Origin of the sequence: Nocardia pneumoniae NBRC 100136, from assembly GCF_000308755.1 — a bacterium.
Classification (GTDB): Bacteria; Actinomycetota; Actinomycetes; order Mycobacteriales; family Mycobacteriaceae; genus Nocardia; species Nocardia pneumoniae.
Genome location: NZ_BAGF01000141.1, coordinates 1 through 18,046 on the forward strand (window position 1 = coordinate 1; position 18,046 = coordinate 18,046).

Here is an 18,046-nt window from a genome sequence, read left to right on the forward strand (position 1 = left end):
CCCCGGATCCGGCGCCGGTCGCGGAGTCCTCGACCGGCGCAAGCCAGCGCCTCACACCCGGGAGCTCGGCGCCAAACCCTCCAGTGCCGCGGAGACATCGAAAGCATCGATTGTCATGAGCTCTTCATCCGTCATGGAGGCGATGTCGGCGTTGTCTCTGGTGAAGCGGTAATCGCGTTCGGCCTCCGCCGCCTCGACCACATTGCGCACGAAGCGCCCGTTGCCCGCCAAGTCGATCAGCCGCCTGCCATTCTTGGTCTGCCCGGCCAATTCCTCGCAGCGCAAGCGCAGTACTTCGCGCGCCTGTTCGGACAGGATCGAATCCTTTTTCCGCGCGATATGGTCGGCGATCTGCACCAGTTCGTCGGCGTCGTAGCTGGAGAACCGGATGCGCTTGGTGAAGCGCGAGGCGAGACCGTCGTTGGACGCGAGGAACCGGTCGATCTGGTCCTCGTATCCCGCGATGATCACGACGAGTTTGTCCCGGTCGTTCTCCATCCTGGCCAGCAGAGTGTCGACCGCTTCCTTGCCGAACGCGTCGCCGCCGGAAAGGCCTTCCTGGATCAGCGTGTAGGCCTCGTCGATGAACAGCACGCCGCCCAGCGCCGAATCGATCAGCGCGTTGGTCTTCGGCGCCGTGTGGCCCAGATGCGTGCCGACCATATCGTTGCGGGACACCTCGATCACGTCGGCGTTCTCGACGACGCCGAGGCCGGCGAAGATCTTGGCGATCACGCGCGCGATGGTGGTTTTGCCGGTACCGGGCGGCCCGGAGAAGATCAGATGCTGCGAACGCGAATCCACAGCGAGCCCGCGCTTGGCCCGGACCTGGTCCATCAGCACGCCGGACTTGAGCCGGTCGACCTGTTCCTTGACCGAGTCCATGCCGATCTGCGCCTGCAGCAGATCCGAGGCCTCCGCGAGCAAGCTCTCCCGTTCCGCGCGCGCCGCGCTGGCGGCCGCCTCGCGGGGGTCGTCACCCGATTTCGGGTCCCACTTGTTCGTCCGGGAGGCGATGAGTTCCGCGGTGGCGACCTCGAAGCGGTAGGACTTGTCCCGCACGGCGCGCTGCCACTCCTCGCGCTCGGGCCACAGCGCGGAACCCTGCAAGCCCTTGAGGATCTTGTCGGCGGCGTCGTGATCGCCGTTGTGCCGCATCAGCATGCCGAGCAGGAAGTGCGCGTCGGCCCAGATGTAGGACAGATTACCGGAGGAGCTGTCCTCCACGATCCGCTGCGCGCGCGGCATGGCTTCGCCGAAGCGGCCCAGGTGGGCCAGCGACTGGGCGGTCATCAGTTCGGCGGCGATGTCCAGCAAGCCGTCTTCCAGCACCGGCCGCGCGTTGCGAGCCGCGAGGACGTCCGGCCACCGCTTGGTCCGGAAGTACAGCGACATCCGCACGAAGTCCGCGACGTCGTCGCTGGGGACCTCATCGAGAATGGCCGCGGCTTCTTGCCATTCACCGCCTTCGGCGTACGAACACGCCTGCGCGATGGCGATCTGGTCGCGATCCGCCATCGCGACGCGCAGCCCGTACATCCCGATCTCGACCTGGCACCACAGGGCGCGGTCGACCAAACCCGCCCGCTGCTGGTCCCGGTAGAGGTTGTGCACCGAACGGTAGGCGCCGTAGATCACCTCCGAGGTGACCTCGCCGGCCATGGCGCGCCCCAACCAGGCATCGCACATGTCCGGGTCGAGGTCGGTAGCCGCCCGGAACGCCGCCGCCGCGTGTTGTTCATTGCGCACACCACCCGCGACCAACCCAAGATTTTGCACACCCGTGTAGAACGCGTCCTCGGCCGCTGACACCCCGGTCTTCCCTTCCGCCGATCTAGCCTGATCGAACGATAGATTCCGGAGGTCACGGCCATGACTCGACTTCTCCCCAATACTGGGAAGAATCGAGAGACCGCGGCCGACCGACAGTCATGCCAATTTTGAACGTGCCGTCATGCAACGGTATGTTCCCTCCCGGGTCGGCAATCATCCGCCTGCAGACGACCCCTTCGGCGGCGGCTGGCAAGCCGCGATCCGGCCCCCCAGCCGCCGCGCAGCAGGTCAGAGACACTTCTGCAAATTTCTTGCCGCTATTTAGGTGCACACTATTGAACGTTCCGACAGAAGGGGGTACTGTCTGAACACAGATCGTCAGTCCCTCATCCTGACGATCTGAACCCAAAAGCAACGGCCGGTGGCACCGGCAGGCCACCGGCCGTTGTGGGGGGGTGCGACACCTCAGACGGGTCGAACCCGCACTCGGTAGTACGTCTACGTTTACCACTGCCGACACCTCGGCTTATTCCACCTGTTCCCGCTATTGGGAACGGGTTTTCGTCGTTTCGGCAGCGAAATAGGCACGCTGGCATAGCACTACATGAACGCACGGCGATGACGCGTCGATCAGGCAGACGTGCCCGGATGATCCATGCGCTCGCGCGCCGGTGCCGCCACGCGGGGCACCGGCGTCACGTCGCACGAATCGACGCGTTCGGCCTTGTCCACATCGGCTTTTCCTTCCCGAAGCATTCGCAGCGATGGCCTGGTGCCGGCGGTCGAAGCGTGCACCACGGCCGGTATGTCCCGGGTGCGGCGCGACTTGCTCCACGGAGTGATCAACGGTGTGCGCGCCTTCGGCCGGTTATCGGCCGAGCGTGCCGGTGTGGGCGGCAATTTGGGAGTCGACGGCCGCTCTCCGGCACGCCCCCACGGCGTGGCCGCCGCGCTTGGAGCCGGCCGGGCGGGCGGCGCAGCACCCGGCGCGCCTCCCTCGGCGGGGTTGCCGAAAACGGGCGGCTGACTGGCGGCAACCGCTGGATCGGACACCGAACTCGGCTGGAACAGGCCGGAATCGAACGCCGAACGCACCGGTTCGCCGAGCGCCGCGTCGCGCAATGCCGCCACCCCGCGGTGCGACAGGTCCTGCTGGTCCATGGAACCTGGATCAGCGGTCGAAAGCCTTTCCGGCGCAGCCGGGTCCGGCGCGGACGGCGTACCGGCAAACGAGGGCTTCAACGCGGGGTCGAGGCCGGATCCACCACGCTCCGCTCCCCCAGCCGGTGGTGTCGGCCGGTCTCCGGTGTCCGCCCGTGCGCCCGCGTTGTCTCCGGAAGCGCTTCGATCGCCCGGCTCTCCCGTGGTCACGGGCGCGTTCCCGGCGTCTTGCGTCGTGACGGGCCCACGCCCAGTATTGGTTTCGGGCCGGCCCTGGCTGCTCGACTCCGCCGGCGCGGTGGCGCTCGGTCGCGACTCCAACTGGTCTCCCGACCGGCGAACGAGATCCTCCGGCGTCGCGGTGCGACCGGTCGGCGACACCAGCTCCGGCGCAAGGCGATCCGTTACGTCGTCGAAGCGGGCCGGTGTGGTGAAGTCCAGTGTCGACACGTTCTCCGCGAACGTCGCGGCGTGCTGCATGATGTCGTCGGCGTGATCGTCGAGCAGCTCGGCGAAGCGCTGTACCTCGTCGGGTTCGATACGTAAAGGCTTCGCACCGCTCGACGGCGCGGGCACGCCGAGCGCGTGCCGGGTCGCGTCGTACACGATGCCCTTGATCATGTCGTCGATGGCCTGCTCGAGCGGTTCGATGGCCCTGCCGATGACTTCGGCGGCGATATAGCCGATCAGGCATTCCTGCATCTGCTGGCAGATCCGGCGCGCCGCGGCAGCGACAAGAGGCGCGGACGGAGCCATCGGAGGCGTCACCATGATCGACATGTAAGCCGCGGCCAGCGCGGCGAGTTCGGCCAGCACGGCTACTTTCACCACGGTGATCACTGTGGCGGCCGCGTAGAGCGCCTGCTCGACGACCTTGCAGGCGTCCTCGAGCCGATCCATATGCGTCGAGCTCATGCTCGCCCAGCTGGCGACCAGTTGGTCGTAGGACTCGCCCGAGTAGACCGCGCCCATGTTGTCGATCACGCCGGTCGCCGAGTTGTGCGTGTCCCGCACCTGTGCGGCGAAGGTGCGCACGTGCCTGGCGAGGGCGCGCACGTCGTCCTCGTTGATGTCCGGATACGGGATTCCGCACAGGTTGAGGAAGAACGCGACCTCATGGGGCAGGTCTATGGCCACGGCCGGGTCCCCTTCACGGTCACCGGCTCACAGGACTCGGACGACGACGGCCTCGCTGGGCATGCGTGACCACTTCACGGTCGACCCCGTGTAGGGCGCCTCGATGACCATGCCGTTGCCAGCCGCGAGCTGGACATGCTCGGGGCCCCTCGCGCTGAACGACCCGGCCGGAAACACCAGGTCGCCGGGCCGCACGTCATCGGTGTGAACCCGCACCCCGCTGTAGATCTGCTCGTAAGTAGTGCGGGGCAGTACCACTTCGCCACCACTGGCCTGGGCGATCGCGTACTGGGTGAGACCCGAGCAGTCGAATCCTCCGCCGCTGGGTCCACCTGCGCCGCCCCCACCCCAGACATAGGGCGTGCCGAGCCAGTCGCTGGCGGCGCGTACCGCGTTGCTGCCCGCCGTCCCATCGGAGGGAACCATGCTGCGCCGCCGCAGCCGCGAGGCCGACCTGTTCCTGCTGCGGGTTCGCCGCCGCCGGCGCGGTGCCGGCCCGTGCCGAGCCTGGCGCGTCTGTGGAACGGCGGGCGGCATGATTTTCGCGGCCTGCTGTTGCACGGCGGCGATATCGGCATTGACTTGTTTGGTGGCATTGGTGATGGTGGCCTGAGCGGCATCGAGGAGTGCGGGTCCACTGAAGCGTGTGTCGGCAACCGAAGCGATTGCCTGGACGCGTGTTTGGAAATCCGCGATCTGATTACCCAGCCGCCCCCGGCCGTGCACCGTCCCGTCGCCCGACTCGCCGACGGCCTTGCTCACGATGCTGTCCTTGCCCGCATGCGCTTCCGCCACCGACATCTGCATGCCCAGCGCATCCCCGTAGCGCAGCGCCACCGCGCCGGAATTGGCACGCAGGTCAGCCGCGAGGGCATGGCTCACGGCCGCCGACTGGCCCGCGGGCTGGCCGTCCCCGTACAGCGCGAGCAGCGATTGGAGTACGCCGTCCAGGTCGTTCGTCAGTCCCGGTACCATTCGACCGACTCGCCATCGCTCATCACCGACCGCCTCTCACATTCTGCTAGCCATTGTGTCGCCCGGACCGATTCCGCCGTATTCCCATTTGTGGGTGGGGTTCTTGAACTATGCATTTCTTCCCATTGTCGGGAAGCCGAGACAATGGGTGAGGACTTCTGAGAGGCGGTGGCGAGGGCATGGCACCAACGGCAGCGGACACCAAAGCCGAGAATGCGGCGGCGCTGGCGGCCACTCCATTGGCGAGTATCGCCGCCGAGTCCAAGCACTTCTGGCTGGTGGACCTGCATTGCCCGCCCGGCGCTTCGGAAGGGCTGCGCGCCTTCATCGCGCTGGCCGACACCGCGATTCAAACCGCCGTCGACCTGCTCGGCCGTGGCATGACCACGCCACCGCCGAAGGTGGACGATCTGCTCGAGCCCGCGTTCTACGAAACCCTCGGTAAAGGCAAGGCAGACGAGGAATACCGGAAAACCATCGACAAGGTCGAGGCCAGGCAGCTGCAATTGCTGCAAATGGACAACAAGGTGACCAAGTCCTCGGTCACGGTGGCCGCCGAGCAGGTGCAGGCCCTGCGTTCGATCAAGAACATCGTGGCCGAACTCAACGCGAAGCTGAAGGCCGCGGGCAACGCCAAGCTCAAACCCTCCCAAGAGCTGCCCTTGCTGAAGGCCGTCGCCGCAGCCGTGGAAGCGGTGTACGACAAGGTCACCGCGATCGCCGACCTCAATGAGGAGGTGGCCAACGGCGGGAAGGGCTCCGGCGGGGGCCAGGCCGGCGGTGGTGGCGGTGGCGGTGCCCCGAGCGGAGGCGGGGGCGGCGGTGACGGCGGACTGTCTTCGCTGCTTCCGATGCTGATGATGCCGCTGATGGCGGCGGCGCCGCTGGTCGCGCAGATACCGGAGATGCTGCAGAAGGCCGAAGAGGACAAGGCCGAAAAAGCGGAGAAAGCCGAGCAGAACCAGAAGGGCGGCACACCTCCGCCCCCCGGCGATCCCAACGCGCCCGCGCCAGCGGCGCCGCCGCCCGCCGATCCGAACGCAGCCGCGCCCGCCCCGGCCGGCGATCCCAACGCGGCACCGGCCGCGAATGCTTCGGGCGATCCGAATGTGGTTCCGGCGGCGGCTGCTATGCCGCCCGGCCAAGTACAGGCCCGGCGGGCTCGGAACGTGCCGCCGAACGGACAGCAGGGCCAAGAACCGGCCGAACCGGACGGCGAAGCGGATCCGGAACAGGGCGCCGTCATCGAGGCGTAGGCGGCCGAGCAGGCCGGCTGACGGACAATACGATTCGCGTTCCAGCGCGATCGGTGCGCGACCAGGGGCACCGACCGCTGATGAGAACCGTCCAGATGCGCACCGGTCGGGATCCTCGCTTCGCCGATGGGACGCCTGTTCGCGGCCCGGCGTGTTGGATGCGGTTCGAACGGCACCAGCTGAGCTTGCCGATCGCGTGCAGTCCGGCGCGCCACCGGCAATCCGACGCGCTCACCCGAATACAGCCGGCCCAGCGCATTCTGGCGTCATCAGTCGCATTCCACGGCCCCGCGGTGAGTTCGCTACCGTCCCACTCTTCAGCTCCACATCCACGACGCGCCGCTGTCCTCAGCAGGACATGGTCGTCACCATGACGTGCGCCGTGGGCGCCGCGTATATCCGGGATTCCGAGCAGACTGCGTCCCATATGCGCGTCCAGGTGCCGTCCGGTAGCGGCACCCGAACGTCAGGTGCGTCCTCCGAGGTTCATTGATCGAAGCGCGCTGCCACTCGGATGGCGGCTGGGGCGAGCACGGTGTGCTGTGATCCAGCCGATCACCGGAAATCTCTCAACCGTTGAGGAGGGCTCGGTGGTTTGTCACCGGCCCGCCACCAGCGTCGGGCCTCGATCAGCGCGGCGCACTGCATCGCGAACCCGGGTTCTCACGACCGCTCTGGAGGCGCGACCGGGGGCGGCGTCGACGGCGCGACCACGGCGGTGGGCGGCGGCCCTCCGGCGACATCCGGTGCGGTGACCGAAGGGACCGTGGGCCGAGCGACACGCTCGGGCTGCGCGGCGGTGGACACGGGCGCCGGCGTCGAGACGAATTGCGGGTGCTGCGTGATCTGTTCGTGCGCGTACACGGCGTCGCGCAGTGTCTGCCTGCTCGACTCGTCCGCGAGCAACAGCACCAGCTCGTTGCATCGGCGCTCGAAGACCATGTTGCGCAACGGCGAAGGACCCGTGTCGACCCGCAGCTGCCCGATCTCCACCCGGCCGACGTCGACGCGCTGTCCGAGCATCGATGCCGCTAGTAGATCGTCGGCGTCACGCAGCTCGTTCCACAGTTCGGGAGGCACCGCCTTTCCCGTCTGCAGCGCGGCGAGAATGCGTTCCCGCACCTGTCGTGATGCTGCGGCCTCAGCGGGCACCGGTCCGGATCGCCCGACCTGCGTGTGTGCGTCGGCGGCGAGTTCCAGGCAGCGGGATCGGACCTGCGCGTCGGGCACCGCTGACACATGCTCCAGGCCCGCGATCGAACCTGTAAGACCCAGCCGGTCGGCCGTGTCCGGGGTGAACTCGCGCAGATCGACATCGTAGGACGGGCCGACGAGACCTTCCATCGCCGTGTCGCTGAATCGGGAACGCAGGCCGGGGTCGATCGGCCCGGACGACACCAGGGCAGACAATTGCGCGTTCGCCTTGGCACCCCAGGCCAGCCCGAATTCGGCCAGCACCCGGGCCGGGTCGGTCACGCCCTCCCACGGCGATCCGCTGCCGTCTCCCTCGGTCAGCAACTCGTCCCAGTTCCATGGGGTGGAGACCTCGCGCGGCAGGAACAGCCCCGCGGGCAACCAGCCACGGCCTTCGTTCGAGGTGATGAATACGCCGGCTCCGCCCGGACCCCGCATCACCGCTACCGACCAGGCCATACCCACCGGGGAGTCCACCGCCGCCAGCACGCTGCCGAGCAGGGTCTTGGCCAGCACCAGGTCGTCGTTCACCTGGCCGCCGACCACATACGCCGGTTCGGACTCCTTGTCCTTGGCGGCGGCGACGGCCGCGCCGAACGGAGTCGAGACCGGCAGCGGCATGGGTGGCAAGTCCGCCCGACCGGTCGCGCCGCTGGGTGGCTGCGCCGACCCCCGGTCATCCGCCGAGTTGTAGAGGGGTCCGGCACCGGATGGCATGCCCGCTCCGGTCGGCGCCGTAACGCCGGTGCTCGACGGGCCGGTCGCGGTGGTGCCGGTGGCATTCGGTGTGCTGCCCGAGGAATCGGTCGGCGCCACGACGGGACCGGAGGGAGCGCCCGTGGTAGACGGCGTCGCTCCGTTCTGCCCGCCCGGTTCTGCGCCGAGGGGGTTGTTCTGGGTGCCGTCGGGGCCGACCGAAGTTGGGCCACCTGGCGGGGGTCCACCGGGCGGAGGGGCGAACGGTTGTGTCGGCCCACTCGGACTCAGCGGATCGGTGGATGCTCCGACCGGGATAGTCGGGGACGATTGACTGTCGGTCAGGCCACCGGCTTGCCGGATCAGCGCAGCGTTATCGAGATCGGATTGCTCGTAGGCGTCCGCTGAATCGCGCAACGCTTTCGCGGTGCGGGCATGCTCGTCGGCCAGTGCCTCGCCCGCACGCTGCCGGGCGTCGTAGTACCGCTCCAGCGCCTCGTAGACGGGCCAGGCGATTTTGCCGTAGGTGGGCAGGAAATTAGCGAGCCATTCCGAGGGCGGTTTGGCCCATTCCCGGGTATCGCGCTCGACCTGGTCGTGTTGGAGAGCCAGCTGACGCAATACCGCAGGGTCGATCTCCATCCTGTCTGGCATGCTCATGCTCGATCAGAATCCTTTCCCACCACAGGTCTACCTATTGTCAATCCTTCCCACAGTTGGGGAAGGCCACGGGCCGCCCGACCCACCGAAACCTTTATTCCTTTGGGCAACAACGTATTTCGCAACGACTCTGTTTTGTCAGGCTCAGCGTCCCGGACCCGCCGTGATGGTCGGACGACGAGCGGGACCGCCCGCGGACGCCGGTGCGGCCGGTTCGATGAATGCCGGGTGGCCTACCACCTGCGCGTGGACGTATACCGCATCACGCATACTCTGACGCGTCGCGGCGTCCGCCAGCAGCAGCACGAGCTCGTCGCACCGCCGCTCGAAGACCATGGCGCGCAAAGCGGTCATCTCAGAGGCCGACCTGCCGTCGTCGGTGCGCAACTCGCCCAGCGCTACTCGGGACACGTCCGCACGCCGCGCCAGCATCGATGCGGCGAGCAGGTCGTCGGCGTCACGCAACTCCTCCCACCACTCCTGCGGCACCTCGCGGCGCTGCCGCAGCGTGGCCAGGATGCGGTCGCGCACCCCGGGCGCCCCCAGCGCGGCTGGGGAGCCCAGACCGGCCTTGTGCACCCGAACGTGCGCGTCCGAGGCCAACTCCCAGCATCGCCAGGCGATCTCCAACTCCGGTGTCGCCATGGCACGCTGCACCAGCGCCGGCGCCCCGACCAGTTCGAGGCGGTCGACCAACCCCGGCTTCGGCGCGCTGAGATCCATCGCCGGCGAGGCGCCCACCTCACCTTCCATCGGCACCTCACCCAACTGCCTGCGCAGATCCGCGTCGATCTCCCCCGACGACACGACCGCGGTCAACCGGGCACCCGACTTGCGGCCCCAGGCCAGCCCGAACTCCGCCAGCACCCGCGCGGGGTCCGCGACGCCCTCCCAGCCGCTTCCGTCGGAGACCTCCCAGACCCACGGTGTGGACACCTCACGCGGCAGATACAGACCGGCGGGCAACCAGCCGCGGCCCTCGTTCGAGGTCACAAACGCGTTGACGCCGCTCTGATGCCGCATCACCGACACCGCCCACCCGAGTCCGACCACCGCGTCGCCGCCAGCCGCGAGCACGCCGCTCAGCAACGTGCGCGCCAATACCAGGTCACCATCGACCCGCTCGCCCAGTACGAACGCGGGTGCAGCGGCGGAAGTCATGGCCGCGCCGACTGCATCGCGGATCAGTTCGTCGCTGCCTTCGGTTTCCTTCTTCGCGGCGTCCGCGCTCTGGTTGGTCCGTTCCTGCGGCTCCTTGACAGCGCCGCTGGACACGCCCGACGGCGGTGCCGACGGACCCGCCGTGACCCTCGGCGCGACGGCGGGCCCGCGCGAGTCGGTCGGTGGCGCGGTCGGCTTGGCCTGGATCGGCGGCGGTCCCGAGCCCGCCTGTGCCGCCGGGGCGAAGACCCCGGATCCGGGCGGAGGGGCTGATACCGCCGCCGCGGCTGGTGGTGCGATAGGTGGCGGAAGGAGGAAAGGAGGTGGCAGCGACGCGGTCGGGTCGGCCGTCGCTGCCGTCGCCGTGGCGGCGAACGATTCGATACCGGCTTCCTGGCGCGATTCCGCGGTGGAAACGGTCGTCGACCGGTCGCCAGTCGTCGATTCCGTTCCCTCGACCGCTGACTCTGGCGCGTCCGCATCAGGATCGGCGGCTTCCGCCGAGACATCGTGGCCGGAATCGGCGGGCTCGCTCTCCGCGATCGGCGCACGCGCCGGGCCAGCGGCGACAGGTGAATCCGGTCCGTCGCCGGTGACACCGCCGGGTAAGTAACCCACGGGAGTCGTTGTCGGTCCAGGCCTATTGGTGACAGGCGTTTGGCCCGTCGGCGCAGGAGTGGCAGGAGTATTTTCGGTGGGAACGGGATTCGACGGTTGCCCGAGTTCGGTTCCCGGCACGAGCGGATCGACCGGTGGTTGATCGCCGGGGACATCGCCACCCGGAAACTGCCCGATCGGAAAGACGTCCTCCGGCCCAGGCGGCCCAGGCGGTCCGCCATGCGGGGCGCCGGAGTGATCTTCGGCAGGCCGGTGCTGCGGATAGTCGTCACCCGGCCCGCCATCCTGGCCTGGTATCGAAGGCCCGATTCCGAGCTCATCGCGGAGCCGGGGCAAGCTCGGCAGGTCGGGAATCGAATTCAGCGCGGTCCGGACGACATCGTCGACGTCCTCCCGTGCCGCGGCGATGATCCCGGGAATCCGATCCCGGATTGCCTGGGCGTCGGATTCGTCCTCCTCCGCGGCGGCAGCACGATTTTTCGCGTCGATCTTCGAGATGGCGTTCTCGTAGATGTCCAGGATCTGGTTTTGCGTCCGGTACACCAGATCGGAGAAATCCCCGAAAGTGTCCGCCACGACCTCCAGCGCATCGGCGAACGCCTGCGGGTGCGCACGCTGGCGGAGCATGTCGTCCTTGATCGGTCGCAGGCCCTCGCTCGAGCGCGCCCGCTCGTCGAAGTCGCGCCGCCGTCCTTCGGCGTCCAACAGGTCCAGCGATGACGCTCCGTCACGCGCCAGATTCTCGAGCGCGCTCCAGTCGCCCGGGCCGATCACCGGCCAGTTGTCGCCGACGATCGCGTCCCAGTGCGGCCTGTCGCTTTGCGGCGCTGGCATCGGCGAATCAGGCGGACTCGGTGCGACCACGCACTGTCGAGGCCCCGCCCTGGTCGGTGTGGTGGAGGGTGGCGGATACCTGTGCGGTGTGCTCCGGAATCGCGTCCGCTCCACGGCGGTTCGTCGCAACGAGAGACAGGAGCGCCTCCCGCATCTCGTCGGTGCACCGCGCGAGTGGTATCTCGAGTTTCGACTGCGGAGATCGTGGCACGACGAAGCCCCGAGCGATCTGCTCGACCTGGCCACCGACCGTGACGATCGCGGTCCGGAACTTGTTCGCAGCGGCCACGACCTCGTGGTGCTCGTCTATATCCAGCGGCTCCGCCATGTCGGTGTCCTTTCTCGAAACTCGATGGTCGGCACTCAGGAATCGCGTCGGAACTCGGATTCCTCCATCGCGCGATACGACGCCTCGGTCGGAAGGTCGAACGAATCGATCGTGTAGGGCCGGGTGCCGTTGTACTCCATCTCGGCGCGCAACCCGACCCGCGACTTCGCGTGCGCCAACCGGGCGAGCCGGACGATCTCGGCGGCCAGCCAGCTGTCGCCGTTGTCGCGGGCATCGTCGGTGATATGGAGACCGATGATCTCCCCGTCACGGTCACAGCCGACGCCGACGGTGTGATCGGGGTTGAACACCTCGTAGGTCCTGCTCCGCCAGTCCGGCGGGGCGGCGTCGGGATCATCGTCGACGTCGAGATCGTCCATGTCGATAGAGTGCTTGTCGGTCATCGGGTGCTCTCTCAGAGTTGTTCGGCAGGTTGAGAACTGCTCGCATAGCCGGCGTCGTCGGCCATGTCGTCCAAGCGCGCCGCCAACGCCGACCACGCGGCGTCCTCGATACGCATGACCTGGCGTAGCTGCCAGAATCGAGCGCCGAGATACATCTCGCCAGTTCCGTCGGCGGCGACGTCGAGATGATCGGGACCGTCGGTGGTCGCGTTCAAGGTCACCGCCGTGACCGGCGGGCGTGTGTCGTCGACGTTCACCAGGGTGGCGCCTCCGCCGGGGATGAAACTCTGCCGCAGCCGGGAGCTGGTGCCGATCGCGACATCGGCACTGTTGGTGGTGATGGTGATCTCCGGATTCAGCAGCAACTGCATCACCCAGGACCGCGCCGCCTGCTCGGGGTGGTCGGCGTTGATCGCGATCGAGAGGGTCGCGGCCAAGTCGACCACGAGCACCGAATCGGTCGTCGTGACACCGGCGATCACCAGACGCTTGGCGGTGCCGACCGGATACGGCAGATCGTCGGCGGCCAATGTCACCGCGTCCGCGCCGACGCCGCCTCCGGTCGCGGGATGGGCGGTGACGGTTCCGGTCGCGACTTCGATCGTGTAGGCGACGATCGTCTCCGACATGCCTTCCGCGACCCCGGCCAGACGCACCAGCCCCTCGTCGTGCAACCACCGCACCGTATCCGCGACGGTGACCTCCGGGACCGGCTCACTCATGCCTCCGCCTCGCTGACGCCCGCCTCCGGCACGAGCGAGAACTCGGCTGCGTCCATGGTTCGCTCGCTCATCCCGCTTGCCCGGATGCGGTGGTGACCGGCTCGGTTTCGTCAGTGGCCGACGCTGCCATGATGCTTTCGTACTGCCGCGCCGCGTCGGCGGTGCTCTCCCGGATGGCGGACATGATCTCGTTGATCAGCTCGGGGCAGGTCAGCCGGTCGGCGGTGCCCGGCGCCAGGTAGAGATCGGTCAGCCTGCCCATGGCGTCGACCTCCGGGATGACCGCACCGCTCGGCGACGGCCTGCGGGCACGGATGTTGTCGATCTTCTCCCGCATCTCGGCGATCCGATGCCGCAGATCGCGGGCGGCATCCAAGGCCGCCTGCACGTCCGGGTGGATCGAACTCATGACTCCACCTCGCTGCGTTCCCTCATGCGTTACCTCCGGATTGGCTCGGGGTCTGGTTGCTCGGTCCGGGCGTCGGCGGGGTCACGGTCGGTGCGATCGTCGGCCGCTCGCCGATCACCGCTTCGGTATGCGGTGTGTCGTCGACATACATCAGGCGGTCGGGGTGCCATGCCACCACACGGTTGCGTTCGTTGCCGTTTCCCCCTCCATTGCCCATTCCCGGCGCCATCGGCATGTACGGCATCATCGGCGTACCGGCGCGCGCGGCGGCCGCGTTGGCGGCCGATGACGTGGAGAGGGGTTCGATCACCGGCGTGCGCGGCATGGATGACGAGACCGAGCTGGCCGATGCGGCCAACGGTAGGGGCGTGGCCGAAACGGTTTCCGCGGTGACGTCCGAGATGCTGGTGCCGAGATTGCCGATGGGCGTCCCGCTGGGGCTGCCCGTGCCAAGACTGCTCGGGATGCCGAGGTCGTCGTAGCCGTACTCATCGATGCCGTAGTCATCGTAGGAGTCGTCGGACCGGCCGAGCTCGCTCAGTGGCACTCCGGCCGAGGCCATCGCGCTCATCAGCGCGGGCAGCATCTGGCTCAGCGCGCTGCTGTCGCCACCGCCGCTGCCGCCGCTGGTACCTTTGTCGGCTCCCTCACCAGCCCCTACCTTGGAGCCGACCTCGGTCGAGTACCCGGTGATCGTCTCCAGCGAACGGGCGTTCTGCTCGTTGAACTTCGCCAGCGCCGCCTGGATGCCGAGCTCGTTCTTCGAGCGCATCTGGCGGAGCAACTCCTTGCGCGCCGCGATGATCTCCTCCGGCGTCGGGTGTTTCGCCTTCGCCGTACGGAATGCGTTGCTGTAGGTGTCGATTCCGTCGGCGAGCATCCCCAGGCCTCTACCGAGCTGGTCGAGCCACCCACGGTGCTGCCCTAGTTCGGCCGCCGCCGCCGCGCCCACCGGCTCCCAGTTCTGCATCGCCCGCACCGCCGAGTCGACGCCCTCGGTGGCGGCGAGATGCTGGCCTCCGGTGAATTTGCGCAATTCATTGGCGAATCCTGTTGCCGCGCCCGGCCCCGGTCCCGCGTGCAATTGCTGCGCGAAGGTCAACGGGTCGACGGTGCCGCCGGCAACCGGAAACCGGAGCGTGGGCGGCCGCCGCTGGCCGATCACTTCGACGTCGCCGACCGGGTCGGCGACGATGTCGCCGCCGGCGCCGCCGATTCTCCGTGCCCCCTCGTCATCCGCACTGGTGTAGTCGACCGCTGCTTTGCCGATGTTGGAGGCGGTGCGCTGCATCTCATTGAGCACACTTGCCATGCCGTTGAGCAGCGATGCCGCCTGCGCGTTGAGCTGCGGCACGGCTTCGGCCGAAATCGGGTCGGCCCCCGCGGGCACGACCCATCCTCCCGGCAGCGCCGCGCCCGTATCGCGCGCCAGCTGGGCGAGCTTCGCCGCCGTGGCGACGAGTTCCTGTGGATCGACATTCAGCGGCGGCATCGCGACCTCCTCTCCTCATCTGCCGCAATCCTTCTCGCGCGATCAGCCCGCCGCGACAACCGGCATTGCCGCGTTCGCGGACTGATCGGCCGTGCTCGGCGTCGTCGGGGGCGCTGCCCCGTCCGCCGGCGCGGTCAACTCGATGCCCTTCGGGTGCGCGAATCCGGTGAACTGACCGAACTTCTCTGCGAAGTCTGGCATCTCCGGCACCTTCCCGCCATCGCCGGCCATGAGCGTGCTGAAAGGCTTCAGCTCCCCGTTGACGATCACCTCGAGCGTGCCACCGTCCGGCGCGCCACCTTGCTCGGAGCTGAACACCACAAGAATCGCGGTGCCCTTGTCCCAGGTGGCGACATCGCCGGTCATCAACTGGTACGGATCGACGCGATCGCCGATCTGCTTCTGATCCGACCACTTCGCCGACGTCTTCTCGTACGCCTTTTGCGCGTCGGTACCGCTCTTGTTGCCGAACGCCGCGTCCAATGCTTGGGCGACCAGCACGGACACTTTTTGCGTACGGCCGTCGGGGAACGTGTACAGCACGCTGCCATCCGCGCCTGGTACGCGGGTCGGTGCCCCGGTCGGCTGCGTGGAAGACGTGGTGCCGGAGGGGGGCTGTCCGTGGTGCGTCGCCGGAGCTGTCGTCGATTGCTGCACCGCGGCGGGCTGCGCCGTGACCGGCGCCGTGACCGGCGGCGGCGCGACCGGGGCGACTTCGTCCTCGAAGCGGCTCGGGTCCAGCTCCGCACGACGGTTGTTCAAGTCTTGATCGGCCATGTTTCGCATCATCGCCTGCTGCATCATCATCGGCAGCAGCGAACTCATCATGTCCATGCCGGAGCCCATCGGCGAGGTCGCGCCCGCGGGCTGCACGGCAGGAGTGGTCGGCGTTGTCGCGCCCGGGACATTCCCGAGACCGTCGCTCAGACCCGGCGTTTGGCTGCCCAAACCGGAGTCGTCCGGCGTCAGGCTGCCATCGGAGCCGATGTCGCCCAGGCCGGGGTCGAGATCACCCATGTCGATCTCACCCGGTGCGAATGGATCACTGGCCCCCGGGTCGCCCAGATCGAAATCGCCCGTATTGACCGGTGGCGGATTCCCCGCCGGATTCGCCGCCGCCTCTTCCAGCGCCTTTATTCTGTTCTTGAGCTCCTCGATCAACGCCGTCTGCTCGTCGATGTCACCGGCGTCTTCGCCTAGATCGGAACTTGTCTTTGTCATGTTTTCCACGGACGCATCCATACCGGCTGCGATGAACTCCATGACATGCTGGTCCTCGCTGATTTCGCCCGCGGGCGGAGTTGATGCCCTGGTACTGAGATCGTTGATCAGAGTCGTGTGGTATTCCCGCGCTTTCTCAATGGTGATATCCGCCTTCTCGACCTTCTCCTCGACTATCGCATCCCGATCTTGCAGAGCTTTGAAAGACGACATGAGCTTGTTGTTGACCTGCACGTAGGAGTCGAACATGCCGGATCTGACACTGGGGCTTGTCAAGTCGACGACTTGACGCACATCTTCATATTCCGGAACGTTCCTCCGCTCAGATCTCTTTCCGAAAGCATCCCAATTCTTTTTCAGAATCTCGTGCAGGCTTCCGTCGCCTTTGTCCAACCAATCATGGATCGGAATGGAAAGCTTGAGCCGCTCCTCCGGCCACCGTTCGGAATATACGTCCGGAACATACAGAGTCGGCATTTCGTCTGTCATGCCGGAACCGAGACCAGCGCGGGTGAACTAGCACCCCTGTATTCCACACCCGCCGGTCGGACGGGGAGAACTTCGGGGATCGCCTGCTGCTCCGGCTGCGGCGGCTGCGGCTTCGGATGGATCACGTCGTAACCTCTGCTTGCCAGTGCGTTGCTGATACCCGCTACCGTCGCACCGGCGCCCAACCTGGGCATCGCCTCGGCTCTCGCCAAGCCCAACCTAGACCCGAGTCCACCCCAGCCTCTCTGGGTCAAGAGGCTCCCGACGCCCCTGAGGTTAGTCCCCAAACCCCTGAGTCCCCCGCCGACCAGACCGCGCGTCGCGCCACCGATCACGCCACCGGGTATGGCGCTGAAGGCCGCACCGACCAGCCCGGCCTGCAAGCCCTCCTCGAAGCTTCCCCGTTCGATACCCGTCCATATGCCGCTGACCGCGCCGCCCAGGATCGCGGAGCCGACCGGACCGCCGACCATGAATCCCACGCCGCTCGCTACGCCGGAAGCGACGTCCTTCCATTCGAAACCGAACAAGCCCATCTGATTTCACCTATTCGACGCGGAGCAACTAGCTATCGAGGCCTGCCGGGACATCGCCGTCAGGGGGAGACGCGGCCGTAACCGCGGGCTGCACGTCGACCATGCTCGGGAGTTCCTCTCGACTTCACTCATTGTCGAGGATTCCCAGCTATGGGAATCGAGATGTCTGGTCGGATAGATCAGGATGATCGCGACGAGACGTACACTGACGTGCGTGAATCACCCTGGCCGCCAGACCGTTTCCAGCCGACGGTGATGAATCTAGGAGGGAGTAGCTAATGAGCCTCCGTCGCATGTCGCTCGAAAGTCCCGCCTGCCCTCGCCTGCCACCCGCGTGCGCCCCGATCCCGGGGGTGATTTATGACCACTGCTGAGGTCTGGCCCGCAGGCGTCGAGGCCGAAGCGAGCGAACCGGGAACAGCGGAAGATCGGCAAGCCGGGCCGGTCACTCCATGGTCGAACCGACAAAGACAGCAACATCCTCGGCCGGGTACGACTGCGCCTGGGCAGTCGGGTGTTCCGTCGCCTGGTCCTGGTCAGTCGGGTGGTGCGCCTGGTCCTGGTCAGTCGGGTGGTGCTGGGCAGCCGGAGGTTCCGGGTCAGGCTGGGCAGCCGGGTGTTGCGGGTCCGGCGGGTGTGCCTGGGCAGCCGGGTCAACCGGGTGTGCCTGGTTCGGCTGCTGTGCCGGGTCAGGGTCAGCCCGCGCAGTCTGGTGCGGTGCCGGGTGAGGTGCCGTCGGGGCAGCCGGGTGGTGTGGTGGCTCCGCAGGTTCAGCAGGCGCCGCCAGGGGGTTCGGGTGGGGGTGAGCCGTCGGCGGGGCCGGGGGATGCTGGGGATTTGGTGGGGGATTTGTTGCCGGTGGCGGCGATGGCTGCGCCGTTGGCGTTGGGGATGTTGCCGATGATCGCGTCGGCGTTGGCGGGGTTGGGTAGTGGTGGGGGTGGGGGTGCGGCGGCGCCGGTGGCTGCGGAGGCTGGGGG

13 protein-coding genes and 1 pseudogene are annotated in these 18,046 nt (G+C 67.5%); 1 reads left to right on the forward strand and 13 read right to left on the reverse strand.

Annotated features, from left to right (window positions below; genetic code table 11):
• Nucleotides 1–51: 51 nt before the first annotated feature.
• The 3 genes from eccA to ON34_RS28805 form a co-directional block, all read right to left on the reverse strand.
• Nucleotides 52–1,812 (reverse strand): type VII secretion AAA-ATPase EccA, encoded by a 1,761-nt coding sequence (gene eccA, locus ON34_RS28795; RefSeq protein ID WP_040785497.1) that lies wholly within the window; start codon nucleotides 1,810–1,812, stop codon nucleotides 52–54.
• A gap of 591 nt (nucleotides 1,813–2,403) precedes the next feature.
• Nucleotides 2,404–4,071, reverse strand: coding sequence for a WXG100-like domain-containing protein (locus tag ON34_RS28800; RefSeq protein WP_040785499.1), 1,668 nt, complete (start codon nucleotides 4,069–4,071; stop codon nucleotides 2,404–2,406).
• A 27-nt stretch (nucleotides 4,072–4,098) separates the two neighbouring features.
• A complete protein-coding gene (locus ON34_RS28805; RefSeq protein WP_040785504.1) occupies nucleotides 4,099–5,046 on the reverse strand; it encodes a C40 family peptidase in 948 nt (315 codons plus the stop codon).
• 179 nt (nucleotides 5,047–5,225) lie between these two features.
• Between ON34_RS28805 and ON34_RS28810 the strand changes: the two genes are divergently transcribed.
• The gene (locus ON34_RS28810; RefSeq protein ID WP_040785507.1) at nucleotides 5,226–6,302 is read left to right on the forward strand and encodes a hypothetical protein; all 1,077 of its coding nucleotides are present in this window, start codon (nucleotides 5,226–5,228) and stop codon (nucleotides 6,300–6,302) included.
• Between the two features lie 663 nt (nucleotides 6,303–6,965).
• On the opposite strand, the gene ON34_RS33880 is transcribed toward ON34_RS28810, so the two are convergent.
• From ON34_RS33880 to ON34_RS36420, 10 genes and pseudogenes are all read right to left on the reverse strand, one after another.
• Nucleotides 6,966–8,852, reverse strand: a complete 1,887-nt coding sequence (locus tag ON34_RS33880) for a type VII secretion target (protein ID WP_083889857.1) — start codon at nucleotides 8,850–8,852, stop codon at nucleotides 6,966–6,968.
• A 144-nt stretch (nucleotides 8,853–8,996) separates the two neighbouring features.
• Nucleotides 8,997–11,465: a hypothetical protein gene (locus ON34_RS28820; RefSeq protein ID WP_040785509.1), complete on the reverse strand. Its 2,469-nt coding sequence runs from the start codon at nucleotides 11,463–11,465 to the stop codon at nucleotides 8,997–8,999.
• A 7-nt stretch (nucleotides 11,466–11,472) separates the two neighbouring features.
• Nucleotides 11,473–11,793 carry a hypothetical protein gene (locus ON34_RS28825; protein ID WP_040785513.1) on the reverse strand — a complete coding sequence of 107 codons (321 nt, stop codon included), beginning with the start codon at nucleotides 11,791–11,793 and terminating at the stop codon, nucleotides 11,473–11,475.
• A 35-nt stretch (nucleotides 11,794–11,828) separates the two neighbouring features.
• Nucleotides 11,829–12,197, reverse strand: a complete 369-nt coding sequence (locus ON34_RS28830) for a hypothetical protein (protein ID WP_040785516.1) — start codon at nucleotides 12,195–12,197, stop codon at nucleotides 11,829–11,831.
• Nucleotides 12,198–12,208: 11 nt separating this feature from the next.
• Complete coding sequence (locus ON34_RS28835; protein ID WP_051023270.1) at nucleotides 12,209–12,919, reverse strand: hypothetical protein; 711 nt, start codon at nucleotides 12,917–12,919, stop codon at nucleotides 12,209–12,211.
• Nucleotides 12,920–12,986: 67 nt separating this feature from the next.
• Nucleotides 12,987–13,328 carry a YbaB/EbfC family nucleoid-associated protein gene (locus tag ON34_RS28840; protein WP_040785519.1) on the reverse strand — a complete coding sequence of 114 codons (342 nt, stop codon included), beginning with the start codon at nucleotides 13,326–13,328 and terminating at the stop codon, nucleotides 12,987–12,989.
• Nucleotides 13,329–13,350: 22 nt separating this feature from the next.
• Entirely contained in the window at nucleotides 13,351–14,820 is a 1,470-nt protein-coding gene (locus ON34_RS28845; RefSeq protein ID WP_040785522.1) for a PPE domain-containing protein, read from the reverse strand.
• A 42-nt stretch (nucleotides 14,821–14,862) separates the two neighbouring features.
• Nucleotides 14,863–16,530, reverse strand: a complete 1,668-nt coding sequence (locus tag ON34_RS28850) for a hypothetical protein (RefSeq protein ID WP_157172462.1) — start codon at nucleotides 16,528–16,530, stop codon at nucleotides 14,863–14,865.
• Nucleotides 16,527–17,066: a hypothetical protein gene (locus ON34_RS28855; protein ID WP_040785527.1), complete on the reverse strand. Its 540-nt coding sequence runs from the start codon at nucleotides 17,064–17,066 to the stop codon at nucleotides 16,527–16,529. Before ON34_RS28855 ends, ON34_RS28850 begins: the two co-directional genes overlap by 4 nt.
• Before the next feature lie 770 nt (nucleotides 17,067–17,836).
• Nucleotides 17,837–18,046: pseudogene (locus ON34_RS36420) on the reverse strand (hypothetical protein); the annotation flags it as partial.